Raw genomic sequence first — 19,817 nt, 5'->3', positions numbered from 1 at the left:
GTTGAGGAAGGAATCGAATATTTCAATCACCACAATCGCTCAGCACAAAGAAACGGCCTCACCCCAGATGAATACTGGAGTGAAGCCGCTTAGAAACAGATTCAACTTTATATTATTTCATTTGTCAACTTGACAGGGCCTAGTGCATACGGTGGCTTTTCTTTAAAATTAAGCTTTGGCTGCTAAGCGTTGTTCGTGCCGTGTTTTAAATATATATAGTCCAATGATCCAAACTAGCGCGAGAACCAACGCGACTAAAGTATCCTGTGCCAAACACAAAACAACGGCTACAAAAATCAAGAACGCCAACACGAAATAATCACCCCATGGGAAAAATGGTGCCTTGAATGAACTATTTTTAGCCGCTTGCGTTTTCCTATAGCGGATATGAGCAACGATGATCGTGCCCCAGATAAACAAGAAACAGGTTGTCGCAACGCTAGAAACCAACGTAAACACAACGTCGGGGATCCATAGATTCAGTAAAACAACAATAGCAATAATTGCTGTGGAAAATAATAATGCCGTCGCTGGAACATGGCTTTTGGACAGCCGGCTTAATTGACGCAAACGTGGATTCTTGCTGTCATAGGTCAGTGAAAATAGCATCCGCCCAGTACTGAACAACGAACTATTACAAGCTGACGCCGCCGCAGTGATCACAACGAAATTAATGATCCCTGCCGCTGAGCGAATACCCACATTTTTGAAAACTTGCACAAACGGACTTTGCGAAGCGGATAAATCATTCCATGGATAAATACACATAATGACGGTCAGCGCGCCTACATAGAATAAAATGATTCGTAGCGGAATATCATTGATTGCCTTAGGGATTACTTTTTTGGGATTTTCCGTTTCCGTTGCTGTGATCCCCACCATTTCAATCCCAATAAAGCCAAAAACAACCATTTGAAACGAGAGAATAAATCCTTTCAAGCCGGTTGGAAAAACACCACCGAAATTAACTAAATTACCCACGCTAGCGGTCCCAACCGGTGTGTGAAAACCAACGATCACCATAAAGATACCAGCTGCGATCAACGCGACGATCGCCACAATTTTTATTAAGGCAAACCAGAACTCGACTTCACCGAAAGCCCCAACAGTGACTAAATTAACACCGAGTAAAATCACTAGAACCACTAATCCTGGTAACCATTGCGGTAAATTAGGAAACCAAAAATGCATGTACAACCCAATTGCCGTCACATCCGCCATCGCGATCGTGATCCAACAGATCCAGTAAGTCCAGCCAGTCACGAAGCCGATTTTTTCACCTAAGTATCGTTTAATAAAATCAACAAATGAATTTAATTTCAAATCAGAAAGTAATAGTTCACCTAATGCACGCATCAATAGAAAACAGGCAAGGCCGGTGATCAGATAAGCAAAAATAATAGCCGGTCCTGCTAAGTGGATCGATTTTCCTGCCCCTAAGAATAGTCCAGTACCAATCGTGCCGCCGATCGCAATTAATTGCACGTGGCGACTTTTTAAATTACGTTCGAGTTCTTGTGGTGCATCAATTGCTTTGCGTGTCATAATTTGCTCCTATCACCTATGATAAATTTTCTGTAATCCGATTTATCAATTATAACACCGGCAATTTCTATTTTTAAGGTGAAGCAGCTGAAACTTATTCAAATAAAAGTGAAAACAATTCATCTAGTTGACTCATTTGGTAAAAGCTAATTGTAAGTAAAACCAATTGTCAGCTACTTTAGCACTCATTTTACCGTGCATCCGCGTCACCAACTTTTGTGCAATATAAAGGCCTAAACCACTGGCTGACGTATTCCGGCTGGCATTACCCGTATAAAAACGTTCAAAAATATGTTCTATTGCAATTTGTTCAGTGGCCGCAAAATCATTTTTCACTGTTAAAATGATTTCCTGCTCAGTTACTTGATAATCGATCACTACGTGTTTTACAGCGTAACGCAGCGCATTTTGAATTATATTCTGAATCACACGCGTTAGTAAAACTGGTGCTGCGGCAATTTTTTGTTCATTAACTGATTTTGGGAAAGTCACCTGCAATTGATGTTGTTGGAACTGGTCGTAAAAGGATAAAAATAACTCCTCAGTCAATTGATACAGCGCCACTGGAACTAACTTTAATTTGCTGGCCGTTGTTTCTAGACGCGCTAATTCATAAAAATTATCGGTCAATTCCAATAAACGGGTTACTGATCGTTCAATGATCTCAATATATTGTGCCTGTTGTGCAGGCGTATTTTCCGCTTGTTGCAACAGTTGCGTGTAGCCATTGATCGCCGTTAATGGGGTGCGTAGATCATGCGATAACCCAGTGATCGATAATTGTAGATTTTGTTCTCGTCCCTGAATCTGGGTCTGTTGGGCCTCGTAATATTCAATCATTTGATTTAGTTGGGCGACTAGATCGCGCACGGTTCGATCACGCAACGTAAAAAATAAACGAGTACCATGTTGCCCGATAACTGGTATTTGCTGCACTTGCTGCCGTATTTGTTTTAGTTCATACCGTAAACGCAGAATATAAGAAAAAGACGCCAGCAAAAGCGCCCCGACTCCCAGCCAGATAATCGTTGTCATTTGCTAAACGTCCTTTCATTACTATTATTTTTAAGCTTACTTAATCGAACTTAAACCCCACACCCCAAACAGTCTGAATATAGTCCGCACCAACCTGACGTAGCTTATTACGTAAATTGCTGATATGCACATTAATTGTTTTTTCGCCATCAATATAGTCGTCCTGCCAGACACTTTCATACAAATTACGGCGACTAAATACTTTATGCGGCTGCTGGAGAAATAATTTTAAAATAGCATACTCACGAGCGGTCAACTGTAGCGACTTTTGGGCAAACATAACTTGTCTGGTCACTGAATCAATACTTAATTGTTCATAGCGTAGTAACGCAGGCTGGGGGCTCGATGTGGCATGACGTATCTGAATATTGATTCGTGCAACTAACTCAGCCAAATCAAATGGTTTAGTTATATAATCATCGGCACCATGAGCTAACATCGCTAACTTAACCGTTTGGTCATGCTTTGCTGACAACACAATGATCGGTACTGCTGATATTTGTCGTAATTCAGCTAATAAAGCTTCACCAGACATTCCCGGCAACATTAGATCCAACAAGATCAAATCAACCTTGGCCGGATCAAACCGTAATCTTCCTTCGGTTCCAGAAAAAGCATTGATTATTTGGAATTGATGTTGCCGTAGTGTTGTTTCCAGTATTTGATGAATTGCTGCATCGTCCTCAATAATTAAAATTGTCGCCACAGGTTTCGCCTACTTTATATCCGTGTGTTTGAAAATATAAATACCTAAAATAGTTGCTAGAATTATTGTAGCACCACTTACCAAAATCATTTGCGGAAATTCAGTGATTGCAGCTGGTAATGCTAAATTACGATAAAATAAATACGTTTGGGTAAACCAATTGGTAAGAAATTTAAAATGCTCAGTTTGTTGAAAAACTCCAGGCACAAAGCCAGTACCTATTGTATATAAAAAGCCCCAGACCATGGCCATACCAGTATTTTTAGTAATAAAAGTTACCGCAACATATACCGCAACATTAGCCAATATTAATAAATAGAGCACAATAAATGCTTGTAAAGCATAACTGAAATAATGATCAATTCCAACTACCTGGCCAAAATTAAACAACACACTGTAACTAAGCATCCCAACCACCGTTGTCACCACTGCTGCTACAAAGGTGAGTCCTGCAGCCATGATCAACTTAGCCAAATAGTAGTCAGCCCGCCGCTGGCCTAAAGATAGTGCATTACGTATAGTTCCATGTTGAAATTCCTCGCCAATAAAAAAATTAACAAAAACTAGGAGAACCACAGAAAGCGTCAAACCATTTTTCTCGATCATTAAAATACTAGTAGCACCATCGATCACTATATCTTTCAACTGAGTAAGCTTAAAGCCTGAGTGAACCGTTAACTGACCATTTAATGCCTGAACTAATGGTAAAAGTCCCATGATCAATAGCACTAATATAATCTTTTTACTGTGTGTCAATTTGATTTTATCAGCTGCTAATAAGTTAGACAAGCTGCTCACCTCCGGTCAAGTTCAAGAAATAATCTTCTAGCTGTTGTTGCGTCACACCAATCCGCGTCACTGCAATATCTGCTAACACCAAGGCCCGATTGATCTGTGCCACTGCCTGATTATGCTGATAAACATTGATATGCTGTGCATCGACTACCGTGTAATCGGCGATCTGCATTTGATCCAATATTGGTATCGCCGCCTGGGCATCGGCTAATTCTATTTCAATATATTGCTGACTTTCCTGAGCTATCTGCTCCTTAGATAACTCACGAATTAATCGACCATGATGCAAAATACCATAATGCGTTGCTACCAACGATAACTCATTCAATAAATGACTGGAAATAAGCACAGTTAATCCGCGTTCATTGACCAATTGTAAAATAATCTCACGGATCTCTGCAATCCCTGCTGGATCTAATCCATTAGTTGGCTCATCAAGAATCAAAAATTCCGGATTAGTTACCAACGTTACCGCAATTGCTAAACGTTGCCGCATACCTAAGGAAAAATTCTTCACGTGTTTACGTCCAGTTGTTGCCAGATTCATCATGGTTAATAAACGTTCGATTTCAGTTTCATCGACGCCACCATTGGCTGCTTGCACCTGTAAGTTTTCACGTGCTGTCAGCTCTGGATATAGTGCAGGCATCTCAATTGATTGGCCCATTTTACGACGTGCTTGTTGCAAGCCCTTGGTATCATGTTGTCCAAATAGTTCAATTGTCCCCGTATCGGTTTCGATCAATCCCATAATTGCACGCATAAACGTCGACTTACCTGCCCCATTCTCGCCAATTAAACCATAAATCATACCACGACGAATTTCAATTGAAACATCAGCCAACGCCTTATGCTGCCCATATTTTTTGGTCACACCAGTTGTTTTCAAAATAATTTCAGTCACTGCAATTCACTTCCTCTAATTAATAGTCTCAGCATATGCTATAGGCATAAAAAAAGCAGATGGATAGATGTAAAGAAAGTATAAAGAAAGGTTCTATAAACTATTAGACTTAACTGTCCAATGGTTATAGAACCTTTCTTAAGATCATTTTGACTTTACTAGCTACGTAAGCGTTCCACATCGCGAACGATCATTAATTCTTCATCAGTTGGAACCAATAATACCTTTAACTTAGCGTCATCTGTACTAATAATTTTTTCGACACCATGCACATCGTTACGTTGGTCATCAATTTCAGCACCGAAGTAACTTAAACCGTCGATAATGCGTTTACGCATGAGCACATCGTTTTCACCGATACCAGCAGTGAAGATCAAAGCATCAATGCCCCCCATTTCAGCAATGTAGCTGCCGATATATTTCTGAATTCGGTTAACAAAAATATCGATACCTAATTGAGAACGTGGATTAGTGTCCCGTGATTTTTCTAGATCACGCATATCAGGTGATACCCCAGATATACCAAGAATTCCGGATTTGTTATTTAAGATGTCGATCATATCCTCCGGATCAGATAAATGTAGTTTTTGCATTAAATAAGCCACTAATGAAGCATCAATATCTCCGGAACGGGTTGCCATTGTTACCCCAGCTAATGGCGTGAAGCCCATAGAAGTATCCACAGAACGACCACCGTCAATCGCAGTAATTGAAGCACCGGCACCTAAATGTAAAGTAATCAATTTTAGATCACTTAATGGTTTGCCCAGAATCTCAGCAGCCCGATTTGCCACGTAACGATGACTAGTTCCGTGCGCCCCATACTTACGTGCACCATATTTTTCGTAATATTCGTAAGGAATACTGTACAAATAATTAACCGCTGGCATCGTCTGATGGAAGGACGTGTCAAACACCGCAACACTTAATGCATCAGGTAATAGCTTGGAAAAAGCTTTAATACCTTGTAGTTCCGCCGGATTATGCAATGGTGCATATTCAGCTAAGTCATCGATTTGCTGCATTACTTCAGCAGTGATCACTGTTGATTCTTTAAAAATTTCGCCACCAGCAACCACCCGATGACCGATCCCAGTAATTTCAGTAATTTCAGCAACGATCTTCAAATCGATCAATTTTTTTAACAACATATTCACGGCTGCTGTTTGGTCATTGATATCTAGCGTTGCTTTAAAGCGTTCCTTTTCATCAGGACCATATTTAGCTGTAAAAACTGAATCCTTCAAGCCGACTCGATCGACCATTCCTTCAGCTATAACTGCTTCAGATGGCATTTCAAACAGCTTCCACTTCAAACTTGAACTACCTGCATTAATTGCAATTACTTTTGACATGACTAGCGCTCCTTCAACAAATTAGATTAATTTTGACGTTTATTCTCATGTTACAAAAAGAATATTAAGTGACAAGAACCAGATCACATTTTACTAATTTAGACCGACTGATGACATTTAGCTTTGCATCAAGCTAAGTTTTGCTGTTTCCACTGGGTTAACTCATCAGTAAAACGGCGGAAGCCAACTTGATCTTTCAAAGAAGGAAACTCGCCAAGTAGGACCCGCTGAGCCTGTTTTGCTTGATCACCCTTATTTTGCAGGATCAAAATTGCTTTTTGAGCGTCTTCATCCTGAAATAATTCACGTGGTAAATTCAGTAACCCTTGCATATAAGTGGCTGATGTCATCCATTTAGTCAAGCTCTTGGCTTCAGCGGATTTAAAAATCATACTTGGCACAACGAAAAAGCCAAATCCGCCAGCAACCGTATAACGCATACTTTGTTCGATCAATAAATGATGTGCGTATGAATGCCCACTTGTGGCGCGGGTCGCAAAGTTTGCTGCCCGCTCATCGACCGGATAGTAGCCAATTGGTAGATCTGCTACACTAGCCGTCACTTGAGGTACCACCAAATCGCTGATCGCATCTTGATGGAATAATTCAACGTTTAATCCTTGCAGACGGGCACTCACACCAGCGAGCGCCAACATGGTATCATCATTATCAATTCCATAAACTGTTCCAACTGATTTAGTTGCTACCTGTAATCGATTCAAAACGGTGTACAATAAATTTCCTGTGCCCACCGTAATATCCAATAGAGTTGGTTTATTGGTTAAATCCGCTAAAGCTTCTAGTAAATAGGCAACTAAAAATCCAATCGAATCAGGTGTCATCTGATGATTAGCCTGAATTAAATCTGTACGTTCACCACGCAAAATCGATAACTGTACCGCCTGACGGATCTCATCTGTCGTTAATTGACCAAGCTTGATTTGTGCATATTGCGCGTTCAATTGCTCGCGTATTTGTTGGTGCGGTAAGCCTGCCTCAACTTTGACGCGGCCGCCATCTAAAATATTTTCACTGGTTTCGATTAAGGCGTCCATGTAGGAAACATCTAAATCTTCCTTTAACAATGCGGTCGTTGTATCAAGACGCTTATACAGTTCACCGACATCTGTTTGTCCCATATTTTCACCTCAAATTAAAATTGTTCACTTTACTATTCTAACCAATCAACAGGCGCATTTCAAGCGCTTTCTTACAGTGCTAATGCGACCATGCTGGGTTTTTACTGCGGTAACGCTTTAGTCACGATTTGTGCTTGTGTTTTTAATTTTACTTGTGCACGTGTCTTATCTAAATGAACACGACCTAAATTAAAAGTATACCATTCCTGATCTTCACCTTGTTTGTGTCGTGCTTGTGCCAAAGCAATCAAACTTTTAACTTGATAACTCTGTTCCGCCAATTGTAGTGTCCGCATCTGCCGCTCATACACCCGCAAATACCCACTTATCAACAATAACAGTAGACTCAAAAGTAAACAAGCCGATAATAACAAACTAGCTGGCCGCTTTTTCATGTTTTTCCTCCGCTGGTGGTAAATAAAATTCACTTTGATAATTGCGCCCACTAGTCATCGTTGCCGTTAATTTTACAAATGGTGCTTGGTAAGTCAACTTGGCTTTTTCTACTCCGGTCAACAGCGGCATATGGCCTTTTTTACTGCCCATTAAGCGAATCATTTTTTTATAAGGTTCGATTCGATATTGTTTTTTCTTAGCGGGTTGATAAAAATAAACTTTATTATTTTCACATTTATCAAACGTTGCACCGGCACTAAACTCCTCAAATTGTTGAACCGCTAAATGCCAGCCAATATCTTCTTCAACAAAAGTCTTCGCTAAAACTTGTGGCAACTGTTGTAATTCTGTTTGGATCAAACTTAAGGTCAATCCAAAAACTAGCAGTGCAATCATAGTTTCCAGTAACGTAAACGCAGGCGTTGCTTTACCAAGAAATTTCTGCATAATGAGCTCCTTGACCCACGCCTATTTTTTGTGGCTGTGTCTGGACTTGATACACATAACCATTAATTTGCAGCTGTGATAATTTAGTCTGTTGTCGTTGTCGCTGTGCCGCGATCCATAAAACCTGCGCCTGATCGGTTGACTGGCGCTGCTGGCGTAACTTCAAAATAAATTGCTGGAAGGTCGTATTAAAAGTATAAATACCGATCACCACTATCGTTAAGGCACAAATACTTTCCACTAATGCAAATGCACGTTGCTTATTCATAAATTCCCCATCCCATCTGCGGTTTGATCGTAGTTGGCCGTTGAAAATAATCTGACCAAAAACTAATCTGGCTTGGACCCATTTGACCAGGCGGATCGATTGAAAGATTATGCAAATCAGCATGCAACCCTGCTGGCATCATCAAATTTTTGGTTGTCATCGGTTTCTGACCCTGAAAAGTTATAAATGTAGCTTGATGCCGTGTAATATGGATCTTCACGCGCTCTCCGCGTAACAACGTATACGCCTGCAGGTAACGCCATTCCTGATCAAAATCATCGAAGAAGAGCTGCTCTGCATGTTGTTGTTTGATTGGTCCAAATTGAGTCAGTGGAATTAAAGCAAAACTAGTGACTAGGCCTAAAACAATCACTGACTCCAATAGCGTAAACCCTGAATGTTTCATGGATTCAGCTTCATTTGTTGAGCGCGCTTAAATTGGCGTTCAGTTAAATAATCTTTATCCTTTAAATCAGTTAAACTCGGCGTCGTTCCTTCATACGCGTTTTGATATAATTCTCGTTGCGTTTCTACTGTACTGATAAAAGCTTCATCCCCAGTCTTTTGTGCATGCTGGCGTTGAGCACCAACATTAGGCAAAATAACCAAAATCAGTAAAGTAATAATAAATAACACAACGACCATTTCAATTAAAGTAAACGCTTTCTTTTTTCTGAATATTTTCATTAGTATAATCCCTCCATCATGTGATACATCGGCAATAATAAACTCAAATAAACACCAATAATCAATAGCGCAATCACCGCAAACAATAGTGGCTGCACGTAAGTCGCTAATTTGGCTAAGCTCGCCAGCATTTTCCGATAAGTCAAGCGTGCTGTCATTAATAATTCATCACTTAAATGATCCAGCGAGCGGCCTTTACGTACAAACAATTTCAGTTGTGCTGGTAGCAGTGGCTGCTGGGTAATAATGTCACTAAGCGCCACACCAGCTTCCAACTGTGGTTCAATTTGTTGGCCCAAACAATACAACAAGCTGTCTGGGGCCAAGGTTTGTAATAAACGACAAATTGCCTGCAAGTTCAATCCACTTTTCAGCAAGATAGCTAAGTTAAATAACAAATAATAATGATAATAATATTGGTAAGTTTTTCCTAATACCGGTAAACGCAGTCGTGCTTGGGCTTTCTTTAAGGGATTCCGCTGTAAATAAACACGTAATAGTCGGCCAATTAGCAACAGGCTGGTCAATAGCAATAACCCAATAAATATTAGCCAATAAAGTAGCACTTCATGATCTAAATTAAGTTGCCATTGCCGCAGTTCAGGACCAATTAGATAACGAACCACCAGTAATAATCCGGCAACTAAAGTCAATAATAATAATGGATAACGCAATAGCCGTTTTAATTGTTGACGCTGGCGCAGCTTTTCCGCCAATAGTCGACCAATTTGGGTCAAAGCATCGGTTAAATCACCATGCTCTTGCGTGATTTTAATTTGATTGACAATGTCCCGATCGACCCCAATTTTTTCAAAGCCAGCAGCCAAGCTGGCCCCATCACGTAAGACCTCACTTAATTGATCTAAACGGTCGGTATATTGAGGTAATAAAACTTGCATGAATTGGATGCTTTGCGCAATCGAAAAGCCAGCCAATAACAAGTCCGCTAACAAACTAAAAAAATCAGCTTGAAAATTAGTTGCGTGTCTATCCACTAATGAAGGCTTGTTGCGTGGCCAAATCGATTTTGCCCAACTTAACGGCGCGCGCCAAGCTTTGCTGCCAAGTCGATTCATTTCCCTCTCCTCCTTGAGTTGGATCATAAATATCAAATAGAACTGCCGCCCCTGCTGTTGTAGGCAACAATCGTTGATAGCTGACGCCAGTTAAGCAGGCCGCCAGTGTGGCCGCTTCGATTCCCAACTCGTTCAGTCGTGTGGCAACCTGCCGTGCTGTCCGCGCGTGAACAGTACTCAGAACTAAATGCCCACTTAATGCTGCCCGAACCGCCACATTGGCCGTTTGTTCATCACGGATTTCACCAACGATCAGAATATCCGGTCGATGGCGTAAACCCACCTTTAATAATGCAGGATAGGTCATTGCGGCAGCTTCATTAACTTGCAACTGTAAAAAATCAGGCTGAAAAATTTCGATTGGATCTTCAATTGCCATGACCATCTTGTTAGCACCTAAACCAGCAGCTAATTGGTATAGCGTAGTTGTTTTACCCGAACCTGTTGGCCCCGCAAAAACAACTAGGCCACGCTGTTGGCAAAGCTCAGTTAATTGGCTGAACTGCTGCGGAAAAATATAGCGGGATCGAGCCGCTTGCACGTAAATAAAACGAATGACCAGTGATTCTTGATTTTGAAAATTGCCGACTGTTGATAGTCGTAAAAAAATAGTTTGGCCTTCAACTTCAAGCTGCCGTGCACCTAGTTGCGGGCGACGTGTCTCGCTTAATGCCATTTTAGCTGTAAATTTTAAATGGTTTAGCCATTCCTTTGCCTGTCCTTCTGGCAAACTGCATAATTGAGTAATTCCTCCAGTTGTCCGCATTTGCAGTTGATAAGTGTGCTGATATGGTAAAAAGTATAAGTCACTAGCCTGCTGGTCAATGCACTGGACCAATAAATCAGTGACTTGAGCTGCAACGGTCACAAACCCACCTCCATTTTTTACTTGCTATAATTTAATATACGCAGAACGATCCCAATAATTTTTTAGACAAAAAAATACACCACAAATTTGTGGTGTATTTAAAAAGCGATTGGCTAGGTTTCTGTTGCTACCTAGCTTAACATCATTAAGCCTCAGTGTTTTCTGGCAATTCGCCAGCATAGTAAACTTCAGAAACGTCATCATCGTCTTCTAAAAGATCGATCATGCGCTCAAATTGTTCAGCTTTGTCAGCTGGAACTGGTGTCGTGTTTTCTGGGATCATCGTTAGTTCAGCAGTCGCCAACTTATAATCTTTAGCTGCCAAAGCATCGCGAACAGCCGCTAATTGCTTAGGATCAGTATAGATCTCAAAGGCTTCATCACTGGTTTGTAGATCATCGCCACCAGCTTCAAGCACATCTTCTAACATTTGATCTTCATCAACATCCAAGCCTTCACGTTCGATCACGATATACCCACGGCGATCAAACATGTAAGCAACAGATCCAGAAGCACCTAATGCACCGCCATTACGAGTAAACGCAACACGTACACTAGATGACGTCCGATTTTTATTATCAGTCAAGGCGTGTACCAAAACAGCGACACCGCCGGGACCATATCCTTCATAAGTAGTTTCTTCGTAATTTGCTGTATCTGAGCCAGCGCCCTTATCTACAGCCCGTTTAACGTTATCTTTAGGCATGTTAGCTGCACGAGCCTTATCCATGATCAAGCGCAATTGGGGGTTAGATGAAGGGTCAGGACCCCCAGCTTTTACAGCCATGAATAACTCGCGAGATATTTTTTGGAAAATTTTTCCACGTTTGGCATCCTGGGCGTTTTTACGGCCTTGGATATTATGCCATTTTGAATGTCCTGACATGTTATGTCCCTCTTTCCTTTATCTTAAAAATCGTGTGCCGAGTTCAAAAGACACCTAATATATAGTAGCAGATACACCGCTTGCAATCAAGCGCTTAAGCGGCTTTTTTACCGCGACGGCGCCAAAACTTGGTGATCAGCCACGCCAAAACAATTGCGGTTAGCGCCCCACAAGCATCCAATAAAACGTCCTGAAACAACGGTGTACGTCCACCAGTCAAACTTTGATGGAATTCATCTAGCGCCGCATACCCGGTTGCAGCTAGCCAAACGACGATCATAGTTAACCCAGTTTGTTTGATTCGTGATCTGTAGCCCATATAACCACCTAAACCAATTAGAAAATAACTGCCGAAGTGCGCTCCTTTACGGATGAAGAATTCGATGAATTTAAAATAGCCACTGCTGGCGATACTCACTTTTTGATCCACATAAGTAAAGGAGATCCCCGCTAATTGCTGCTTAAACGGTTGATCATGTAACCAACGCGCCAAAAACGGAACTGAAGTTTGCTGCTGATAAGTTTGGGCAGAACTAATAAATAGTAAAATCATGATTGCTAAGGACAAAAGTAACCACCAATTATCATGTGATAGTCGTTTAATACTGATCACTCCTCATATTTGCTTAGTACCTCATCGATTATAGCGTATTTACCGATTTGCCTCAATATTTCATAAAAAATTGCATCAAAAAATCGAGCTACATGCAGCTCGATTCTTCAAAATTATTATTCAACTGTCACTGCCTTGGCTAAGTTACGTGGTTTATCAACATCATAACCGCGATTTAAGCTGGTGTAGTAAGCTAATAATTGAGTCGGTACAACACTCAGTAATGGTGAGATCAATGGATCAATATCCGCCAAAATAAGATTGTCTTCCTTATCCGCCACTGCTTCCATCGCAATCGTTAAGACATGCGCACCTCGGGCCCGCACTTCTTGAATATTACCGCGCGTATGGCTAGCTACTCGTGCGTCAGTGATGATGGCAATAACTGGCGTTCCATCTTCGATCAATGAGATCGTACCATGCTTCAACTCAGCACCAGCAAAACCTTCTGCCTGAACGTAGGAAATTTCTTTTAATTTTAAAGCCGCTTCCAAAGAGACGGCATAATCATAGCCCCGACCAATATAAAAAGCATTGCGCGTCGTTGCTAAATAATTTTGGGCTAACTGATTGATGAAATCTTTTTCGTCAATGATCGTCTGCATCCCATTAGCAACCAAGCCTAATTGTTCGCGTACATTAAAGTCTTGTGCTGACTTAACACCACGTTTTTCGCCTAACCCCTTAGCTAAAATTGTTTGTAACGCAATTTGTGCTGTATAAGCTTTAGTGGAGGCAACTGCGATCTCTGGACCTGCATTAAGCAACATGGTATAAGTTGCTTCACGTGATAACGTTGAACCTTGCGCGTTAGTCATCGTCAGACTAGGATAGCCCCACTCATTGACTTTAACTAAGACCTGCCGGCTATCCGCAGTTTCACCACTTTGTGATAGGAATAAGAAGAAAGGTTTCTTCGATAATAATGGAGTGTTGTAGCCAAACTCACTAGCCAAACCCACTTCAACCGGAATATTAGCTAAGGTTTCAAAGACTGACTTAGCGGCTAAGCCAGCATTATAACTAGTGCCAGCAGCTAAAATATAAAGCCGATCTGCTTGGTCCAGCGCCGCCAACAAATCAGGCTCGATCACTGGCTTACCGGATTCATCCAAGTAATCCTGTGCTAAGCGCCGCAATACTGCAGGCTGTTCATTGATTTCCTTCAGCATATAGAATGGGAAAGGTCCTTTTTCAGTATCACTAGCATCCATGTCAACATGATATGACGCGCGTGTGATTGCTTCACCAGCAAGCGTCTCAATTGCAACCTTTTCTTTAGTCACCGTTACCATTTCACCATCATGTAATTCGATGAAGTTTTTGGTTTCAGCTAACATTGCCATTGCATCAGAACAAACAACGTTAAAACCAGCACCAACACCGATCAGTAAGGGACTCTTATTTTTTGCGACATATAGCTTGTCAGCTTGGGTCCGATCGACCAACAAAAAGGCGTATGAACCGTCCAATAAGGTCAACGTTTTGCGGAAAGCTTCCTTGCCAGATAAATTTTCCGCCTGGGCAAAGTGTGCAATTAGTTGAACTACGACTTCAGTATCAGTTTGACTAACCAAATCAACGTCAGCTAAATATTGATCACGTAATTGGGCGAAGTTATTGATCACACCATTATGAACCAAGTAAAAACGGCCATCAGCAGAAACGTGGGGATGTGCGTTAGAGTCACTAGGAATACCATGTGTCGCCCAACGTGTATGGCCAATTCCCATTGTCCCGGTTACATCAGCGCCAATTTCTGCTTCTAGCGCGGCAATTCGTCCTTTAGTTTTAACTAAATAGTCGTGCCCATTTTGATCATTAACGTAAACGCCGGCTGAATCATAGCCGCGATATTCTAATTTTCTAAGGCCGTTAAGTAAAATCTCGACCGTATTTTCTTTACCAATAACACCAACAATGCCACACATATACAATTCCTTCTCTCACTGAGTTTTAGTATATGTTTCCAGCTGCGTGATCAGTGCTCTGTTGCAAGCTTACACTTGTATTTAACAACTGATCTGTAGAGTGCAGACCCTGGAGTCACCCGCCGATTATCGATAGACTCCCTCCTCGTCAACCACTTAAAAGTGGCCCAGGCGCTATTCCGTTTTTTTAAATTGGTATAGACTTCCTTTCGCGTTATTAAACTTGGAAACAGGTATAAATATAGCCGATTAATTAGACCTTGTCAATAAGTTCACTAATTAAGTTTATTTAAATTTTTAAATTGGTATTGATAAATCAACTCATATTTTACGACAAATCAAAAAAGTCAGGGATTTACCCTGACTTTAAATCATAACCTTTATTTAACGCCGACTCGTTCACGAACAACGACCGCGATGCGTTCAACGTATTGATCTACTTTTTCTTGGGTAGCGGCTTCCGCCATTACGCGCAATAATGGCTCAGTCCCACTGGGCCGAACTAAAACACGTCCGTCACCATTCATTTCCTTTTCCACCGTGTCGATGACCGATTTAATTTCCGGGTCAGCTAAGGCTTGTTTCTTGTCGATCACTTTAATATTAACTAAGCGTTGTGGATATGTCGTGACTGGTGCCGCTAACTCGGATAATTTTTTACCGGTTTGCTTCATCACGTTCAGCAACTGAATCCCCGTCAGCAAGCCGTCACCAGTGGTATTGTAATCAAACAAGATCACGTGCCCAGATTGTTCACCACCAAGATTATAGCCATGATCACGCATTTCTTCAACGACATAACGATCGCCGACCTTAGTCTGCTTCGAGGTCAATTCAGCAGCAGCTAACGCTTTGTACAGACCTAAATTACTCATAACCGTTGTAACCACAGTATCTTGTTTCAAACGTCCCCGACCAGCAAAATATTGGCCCAAAACAAACATGATTTTATCGCCATCAATAATATTGCCTAATTCATCGATCGCGATACAACGATCACCATCACCATCAAAAGCTAAACCAACTTGTGCCTGTTGTTCAACCACCGCTGCAGCTAATTTTTCTGGATGAGTTGAGCCAACGCCATCGTTGATATTAACGCCATTAGGTTTGGTTGCAATTGTAGTAAAGTCAGTTTCTAAATCGGCAAACAAACGAGTAACGATCCCAGAAGTCGCACCATTAGCGGCATCGATGACCACGTTGATGCCAGATAGATCTTCTTGTAGCGTTTGTTCCAAAAATTGAGTGTATTTGAGCATGCCTTCTGGATAATCCGCTAACGTCCCCAAACCATCCGTCGCTGGCCGTGGTAACGTATCTGTAGGTGCATCTAAAAGTGCTTCAATTTCTGCCTCTTGTTCATCCAATAATTTGAAGCCATCTGGACCGAAGAACTTGATGCCATTATATTCTGCAGGATTATGCGAAGCCGTAATTTGTACGCCTGCTGCCGCACCTTGAATGCGCGTCAAATAAGCAACCGCTGGTGTAGAAATGATCCCCAGATCCAAGACTTCAATACCGACCGAAAGTAAACCGGAGATCAAAGATTGTTGCAGCAATTGACCAGAGATCCGCGTATCGCGGGAAACTAGAACTAACGGTTTCTTTTCTTTACTTTCTTGAGCTTGCGCTAAGACATAGCCTCCAGTACGACCGACGCGAAAGGCTAATTCTGGTGTTAATTCTTGATTAGCCACCCCACGTACACCATCTGTTCCGAAGTATTTACCCATGTTTAAATTCCTCATTTCATATTCAAATATCAGTTGCTACTAGATGAACTGCTTGAGCTGCCACTGTCACTACTAGCACTTGTGCTATTACTACTGCTTGAGTTTGTTGCTGCTGTACTGCTGTCAGTACTGCTAGCGTCCTCAGTTGAACTTGAACCTGCATCACTAACCGTAATTTTTACAGCAATCGTACTTGGCACCGCAGTAATACCAGAACTCGTAGGCACAGTGACCGTCTTGGTAGTTGTACGATCAACATCAGTTAACGATACATCTAAATCTAGGCTAGAGATCTTATCTAAGCTAGATTGTGCACCAGTCAATGTCACGCTGTGAACGTCACTGGACAAATGATAAGTTTTATCACTATCACCAGTCCCAGTTTGCTGTAAATTAATCGGTACTTTCTTGGTTGGTCGCATAACGGGAATCGTTACTTTTACTGTTTCCGGATCCAATAAAGCATTAACGGTATTACCGTTCTTATCTAGTGCTTGCAATGCCGTTTGCTGCGAAATATCAGTCGTTATATTATTTTGCGTATTTACATTAGCGACTACCGAATCAATTGCCGCAATTTCAGCCTTGGAGCCAGTGACAACCGCCGTTGATTGACTCAATTCTGGATCACCACTAGTGTATCCTTGTGCTAAATTAGCTTTATTAAAACTGACTTGGATCGGAAAGCGTTTGGTTGCTTTAACTTGAATATTGACGGTAATTTTACTAGGTACGATTCGATACCCAAGCTCTTTATTTAGTCCTTCTTGTCGCAAGCGTACCGTATGCTTACCGACACCTAATTTTTCTAAATTAGCCATAATTTTAAAATTCTGCGTATTGGCAGTCGCAGTCACTAAGGCACTAGGCCCTTCAATATTGATTTTTACTTTTTCCGGATAACCAGTAATAAAGTATTTATCGGTATCTGCATTGATCTGCAATGGTACATTTAAAGTTCGACTTTTATTTGCTAGCATTGTTGTGCTACTACTCGTCGCTTGGCGGGTCGAGTTGATTCGATCAATATTAACGTAACCAAATAACAAAATTGCAAAAAAAAGCGCTAAAATCCGATAAACTAAGGGGCGATTAAAAAATTTATTGAACCCATTCATTTACGGGTACCCCCTTTGATAATGCCTTCAATAAATTCTTGAACGACATTTCGCTGTGGTACTTCCGGCTTAACTAAAGCACGCCGCAAATATTTCAAATAATCTTCTTGAGTTAATTCCTGTAACATTTCACTGTTGCGGGTGATCATTACGCCACCAGTTTCTTCAGAAACGACAATAGTCAGCGCATCGGTCACTTCACTAATACCGACAGCCGCACGATGCCGCGTACCGTATTCTTTGGGAATCAAGTTACTTTCCGAAAGCGGCAAGTACGCAGCAGCAACAGCAATTTTATCGTCCTGAATGATCACCGCACCATCATGTAACGGCGTATTAGGAATAAAAATATTAATTAATAGTTCGCCAGTAACATCTGCGTTTAAATCGATGCCCGTCTCAATATAATCTTCCAGACCTGTATTCATCTGGATCGTGATCAAAGCGCCGATTCGACGCTTCGACATGTATTGAATTGCTTTATCTAAAGCGGCGATCATCTGATTTTCCTTTTCATTTTGGTTCCGATTGCGCGTAAATATCGAGCCACGGCCGAGATGTTCTAAGCCCCGTCGAATTTCCGGTTGAAAAATGATCACAACAGCGATCACACCCCAGTTGATGACTTGATCCATAATATAGGAGACCGTGCGGAGACCAATGCCCCAACTGATCAGTTTGATCACAACGATGACGACAATTCCCTTGAGTAATTGCACTGCCTTAGTCCCACGAACCAACATGATCAGTTTGTAAACAAAATACCAAACGACCAAAATATCGAGTACGTTGACAAAATTACCCCAGGTCAGCAAGTCGCTCCAATTTAAAGACATGCAGGCTACCTCCATTTTTGTAAACTCGCGTATTATTATAGCACGAACATCAATGTTATGTCGGTCAATTATCAAGTGTTTGCTAACAAAAGTTGGTTTAAAAGTGCACGAGCTGCGCGATAAGCCGAATAATTTGTTAAAATAGAAGTAAGTTCACTTGTGGAGGTGATAATTAATGGTCCAACGTTATCGCTGGTTAGTACGCGGCGCTTTCTTACTATTTTTCTTATATCTATATCTTTTCGCCGTTGAACCCTTTCGTTTTATCTTACTAAATACTTTTCTTGGCTATATTCCGATTGAAATTGCCTTACATTACGATCAAAACAAACCGCAACCCGCTATTTTCTTCTGGATTTTAGTGGTACTATGGCTACTGTTCTATCCTAATGCACCTTATCTACTCACTGATTTATTTCATTTATCGATGCTAGATCCTTACGATCCCGCTACTGGCCTGATACGCTTCAGCCTGCGCATGTGGCTAGCGTACACTAACCTGACTTTGGCGACGCTAAGTTGTACGATATTAGGTTTTTGGAGCATGGAACATACTATTCAAGCTGTAATTGTTCGACTACACTTAACTGATACTTTCTGGCTCAAAGCCGGCCTAGTCGTTTTGATCACTTTTTTAACCTCCGTTGGTATTTTTATCGGTCGTTTTCTTCGTCTGCATTCGATCTACATTATTCTTGAACCGACTAAATTTATTAAACCGTTACTGGAAATGTGGGATCCGCGGATGCTAATTTTTGTCTTCCTAATGACTTTGATCCAGTTAGTGATTTATGTCTGTTTACAACTATTTAAACACACCACGCCTAATGCTGAACAATTAGAAAAGAAGCAATCAACTCAGGAATAGCCCGAGCTGGTTGCTTCTTTTATTATGCTAAATTATTCATTAGTTTTTAACTTGTTTCGCGTAAGCCAGGCTTTTAAGCCAGCGAACTTGATAAATTGATTGGCGTGCATAAACTGCCAAGCGCGCCACCAACCCACTACTGCTGAAATGTAGATCACCGGCAAAAATTGAATCATGTACCGCGAGCGGCCACCTTCAAAGAAGAACAGAAAAACTAATAGGCCAAAGAACGCCATCCGCAAAACACGTAGCAAAAACGTCCGCTCTAAGAAACTAAGGACAACCCCTAATAAGATCAGACTCCACACAACTTGATCAAAAGTCCGATGGATCGTTAAGCGCGAACCCCAATCATAAAAGAAACTTCACTATTGATTGCTTTTTCCTATAGGAAAACCCATTTCAACTAGTAATAAATAGCGAACAATCGTTTATTTATCCATTTAGTCAATTCTTATCCTGAATTATGCATATGCATCAAATTGATTGGCCAAATTATCAGTTTTACGTAATTTCTCTATATTCACGACTTGGGCTAGTCATGACTAGCCAAGTTTGACTTAATTTAGTTAGTTTGATTAGTTTTCATACTTGATCGCGTCAAA

General features: G+C 41.2%; 22 protein-coding genes. 1 reads left to right on the top strand and 21 read right to left on the bottom strand.

All coding sequences use genetic code 11. From position 1 onward, the window contains the following. Window positions 1-168: 168 nt before the first annotated feature. The 20 genes from EKM76_RS09400 to cdaA form a co-directional block, all read right to left on the bottom strand. Entirely contained in the window at window positions 169-1,545 is a 1,377-nt protein-coding gene (locus EKM76_RS09400; protein WP_125550420.1) for an amino acid permease, read from the bottom strand. Window positions 1,546-1,677: 132 nt separating this feature from the next. Beyond that, a complete protein-coding gene (locus EKM76_RS09395) occupies window positions 1,678-2,580 on the bottom strand; it encodes a sensor histidine kinase (protein ID WP_125550419.1) in 903 nt (300 codons plus the stop codon). 40 nt (window positions 2,581-2,620) lie between these two features. After that, entirely contained in the window at window positions 2,621-3,286 is a 666-nt protein-coding gene (locus tag EKM76_RS09390; RefSeq protein WP_125550418.1) for a response regulator transcription factor, read from the bottom strand. A gap of 9 nt (window positions 3,287-3,295) precedes the next feature. Then, window positions 3,296-4,075 (bottom strand): ABC transporter permease, encoded by a 780-nt coding sequence (locus EKM76_RS09385; protein ID WP_125550417.1) that lies wholly within the window; start codon window positions 4,073-4,075, stop codon window positions 3,296-3,298. After that, window positions 4,068-4,985 (bottom strand): ATP-binding cassette domain-containing protein, encoded by a 918-nt coding sequence (locus EKM76_RS09380; RefSeq protein ID WP_125550416.1) that lies wholly within the window; start codon window positions 4,983-4,985, stop codon window positions 4,068-4,070. The genes EKM76_RS09385 and EKM76_RS09380 overlap by 8 nt, the downstream gene beginning before the upstream one ends. 158 nt (window positions 4,986-5,143) lie before the next feature. Beyond that, window positions 5,144-6,340: an acetate/propionate family kinase gene (locus EKM76_RS09375; protein WP_125550415.1), complete on the bottom strand. Its 1,197-nt coding sequence runs from the start codon at window positions 6,338-6,340 to the stop codon at window positions 5,144-5,146. A 128-nt stretch (window positions 6,341-6,468) separates the two neighbouring features. Next, on the bottom strand, window positions 6,469-7,479 hold the full coding sequence (locus tag EKM76_RS09370) for a class I SAM-dependent methyltransferase (protein WP_125550414.1): 1,011 nt from the start codon (window positions 7,477-7,479) through the stop codon (window positions 6,469-6,471). A 101-nt stretch (window positions 7,480-7,580) separates the two neighbouring features. Continuing rightward, window positions 7,581-7,874, bottom strand: a complete 294-nt coding sequence (locus tag EKM76_RS09365) for a hypothetical protein (protein ID WP_125550413.1) — start codon at window positions 7,872-7,874, stop codon at window positions 7,581-7,583. Next, on the bottom strand, window positions 7,855-8,322 hold the full coding sequence (gene comGF / locus EKM76_RS09360) for a competence type IV pilus minor pilin ComGF (RefSeq protein WP_125550412.1): 468 nt from the start codon (window positions 8,320-8,322) through the stop codon (window positions 7,855-7,857). Before comGF ends, EKM76_RS09365 begins: the two co-directional genes overlap by 20 nt. Then, window positions 8,303-8,590: a type II secretion system protein gene (locus EKM76_RS09355; RefSeq protein ID WP_125550411.1), complete on the bottom strand. Its 288-nt coding sequence runs from the start codon at window positions 8,588-8,590 to the stop codon at window positions 8,303-8,305. Before EKM76_RS09355 ends, comGF begins: the two co-directional genes overlap by 20 nt. Continuing rightward, a complete protein-coding gene (locus EKM76_RS09350; RefSeq protein ID WP_125550410.1) occupies window positions 8,583-8,996 on the bottom strand; it encodes a hypothetical protein in 414 nt (137 codons plus the stop codon). Before EKM76_RS09350 ends, EKM76_RS09355 begins: the two co-directional genes overlap by 8 nt. After that, window positions 8,993-9,277 carry a competence type IV pilus major pilin ComGC gene (gene comGC, locus EKM76_RS09345; protein WP_125550409.1) on the bottom strand — a complete coding sequence of 95 codons (285 nt, stop codon included), beginning with the start codon at window positions 9,275-9,277 and terminating at the stop codon, window positions 8,993-8,995. Before comGC ends, EKM76_RS09350 begins: the two co-directional genes overlap by 4 nt. After that, window positions 9,277-10,353, bottom strand: coding sequence for a competence type IV pilus assembly protein ComGB (gene comGB / locus EKM76_RS09340; protein ID WP_125550408.1), 1,077 nt, complete (start codon window positions 10,351-10,353; stop codon window positions 9,277-9,279). Before comGB ends, comGC begins: the two co-directional genes overlap by 1 nt. Beyond that, window positions 10,265-11,221, bottom strand: coding sequence for a competence type IV pilus ATPase ComGA (comGA, locus tag EKM76_RS09335; protein WP_125550407.1), 957 nt, complete (start codon window positions 11,219-11,221; stop codon window positions 10,265-10,267). The genes comGB and comGA overlap by 89 nt, the downstream gene beginning before the upstream one ends. Window positions 11,222-11,366: 145 nt before the next feature. After that, window positions 11,367-12,107, bottom strand: coding sequence for a YebC/PmpR family DNA-binding transcriptional regulator (locus EKM76_RS09330; RefSeq protein WP_125550406.1), 741 nt, complete (start codon window positions 12,105-12,107; stop codon window positions 11,367-11,369). Window positions 12,108-12,201: 94 nt separating this feature from the next. Next, entirely contained in the window at window positions 12,202-12,720 is a 519-nt protein-coding gene (locus tag EKM76_RS09325; protein ID WP_125550405.1) for a VanZ family protein, read from the bottom strand. Between the two features lie 116 nt (window positions 12,721-12,836). Continuing rightward, the gene (gene glmS / locus EKM76_RS09320) at window positions 12,837-14,651 is read right to left on the bottom strand and encodes a glutamine--fructose-6-phosphate transaminase (isomerizing) (RefSeq protein ID WP_125550404.1); all 1,815 of its coding nucleotides are present in this window, start codon (window positions 14,649-14,651) and stop codon (window positions 12,837-12,839) included. A gap of 380 nt (window positions 14,652-15,031) precedes the next feature. Continuing rightward, window positions 15,032-16,390 (bottom strand): phosphoglucosamine mutase, encoded by a 1,359-nt coding sequence (glmM, locus tag EKM76_RS09315; RefSeq protein ID WP_125550403.1) that lies wholly within the window; start codon window positions 16,388-16,390, stop codon window positions 15,032-15,034. 29 nt (window positions 16,391-16,419) lie between these two features. Then, complete coding sequence (locus tag EKM76_RS09310) at window positions 16,420-17,508, bottom strand: CdaR family protein (RefSeq protein ID WP_125550402.1); 1,089 nt, start codon at window positions 17,506-17,508, stop codon at window positions 16,420-16,422. Then, window positions 17,505-18,344 (bottom strand): diadenylate cyclase CdaA, encoded by an 840-nt coding sequence (gene cdaA / locus EKM76_RS09305; RefSeq protein WP_125550401.1) that lies wholly within the window; start codon window positions 18,342-18,344, stop codon window positions 17,505-17,507. Before cdaA ends, EKM76_RS09310 begins: the two co-directional genes overlap by 4 nt. Before the next feature lie 175 nt (window positions 18,345-18,519). On the opposite strand from cdaA, the gene EKM76_RS09300 reads away from it, so the two are divergent. Next, window positions 18,520-19,212 carry a DUF1361 domain-containing protein gene (locus EKM76_RS09300; protein ID WP_125550400.1) on the top strand — a complete coding sequence of 231 codons (693 nt, stop codon included), beginning with the start codon at window positions 18,520-18,522 and terminating at the stop codon, window positions 19,210-19,212. A gap of 32 nt (window positions 19,213-19,244) precedes the next feature. On the opposite strand, the gene EKM76_RS09295 is transcribed toward EKM76_RS09300, so the two are convergent. After that, the gene (locus EKM76_RS09295) at window positions 19,245-19,520 is read right to left on the bottom strand and encodes a hypothetical protein (protein WP_125550399.1); all 276 of its coding nucleotides are present in this window, start codon (window positions 19,518-19,520) and stop codon (window positions 19,245-19,247) included. Between the last annotated feature and the right edge of the window lie 297 nt (window positions 19,521-19,817).

The sequence above is a fragment of the Loigolactobacillus zhaoyuanensis genome, from assembly GCF_003946385.1.
Taxonomy (GTDB): Bacteria; Bacillota; Bacilli; order Lactobacillales; family Lactobacillaceae; genus Loigolactobacillus; species Loigolactobacillus zhaoyuanensis.
The sequence above is the reverse complement of the archived record's forward strand: the minus strand, read 5'-3'. Positions and strand labels throughout refer to the sequence as shown.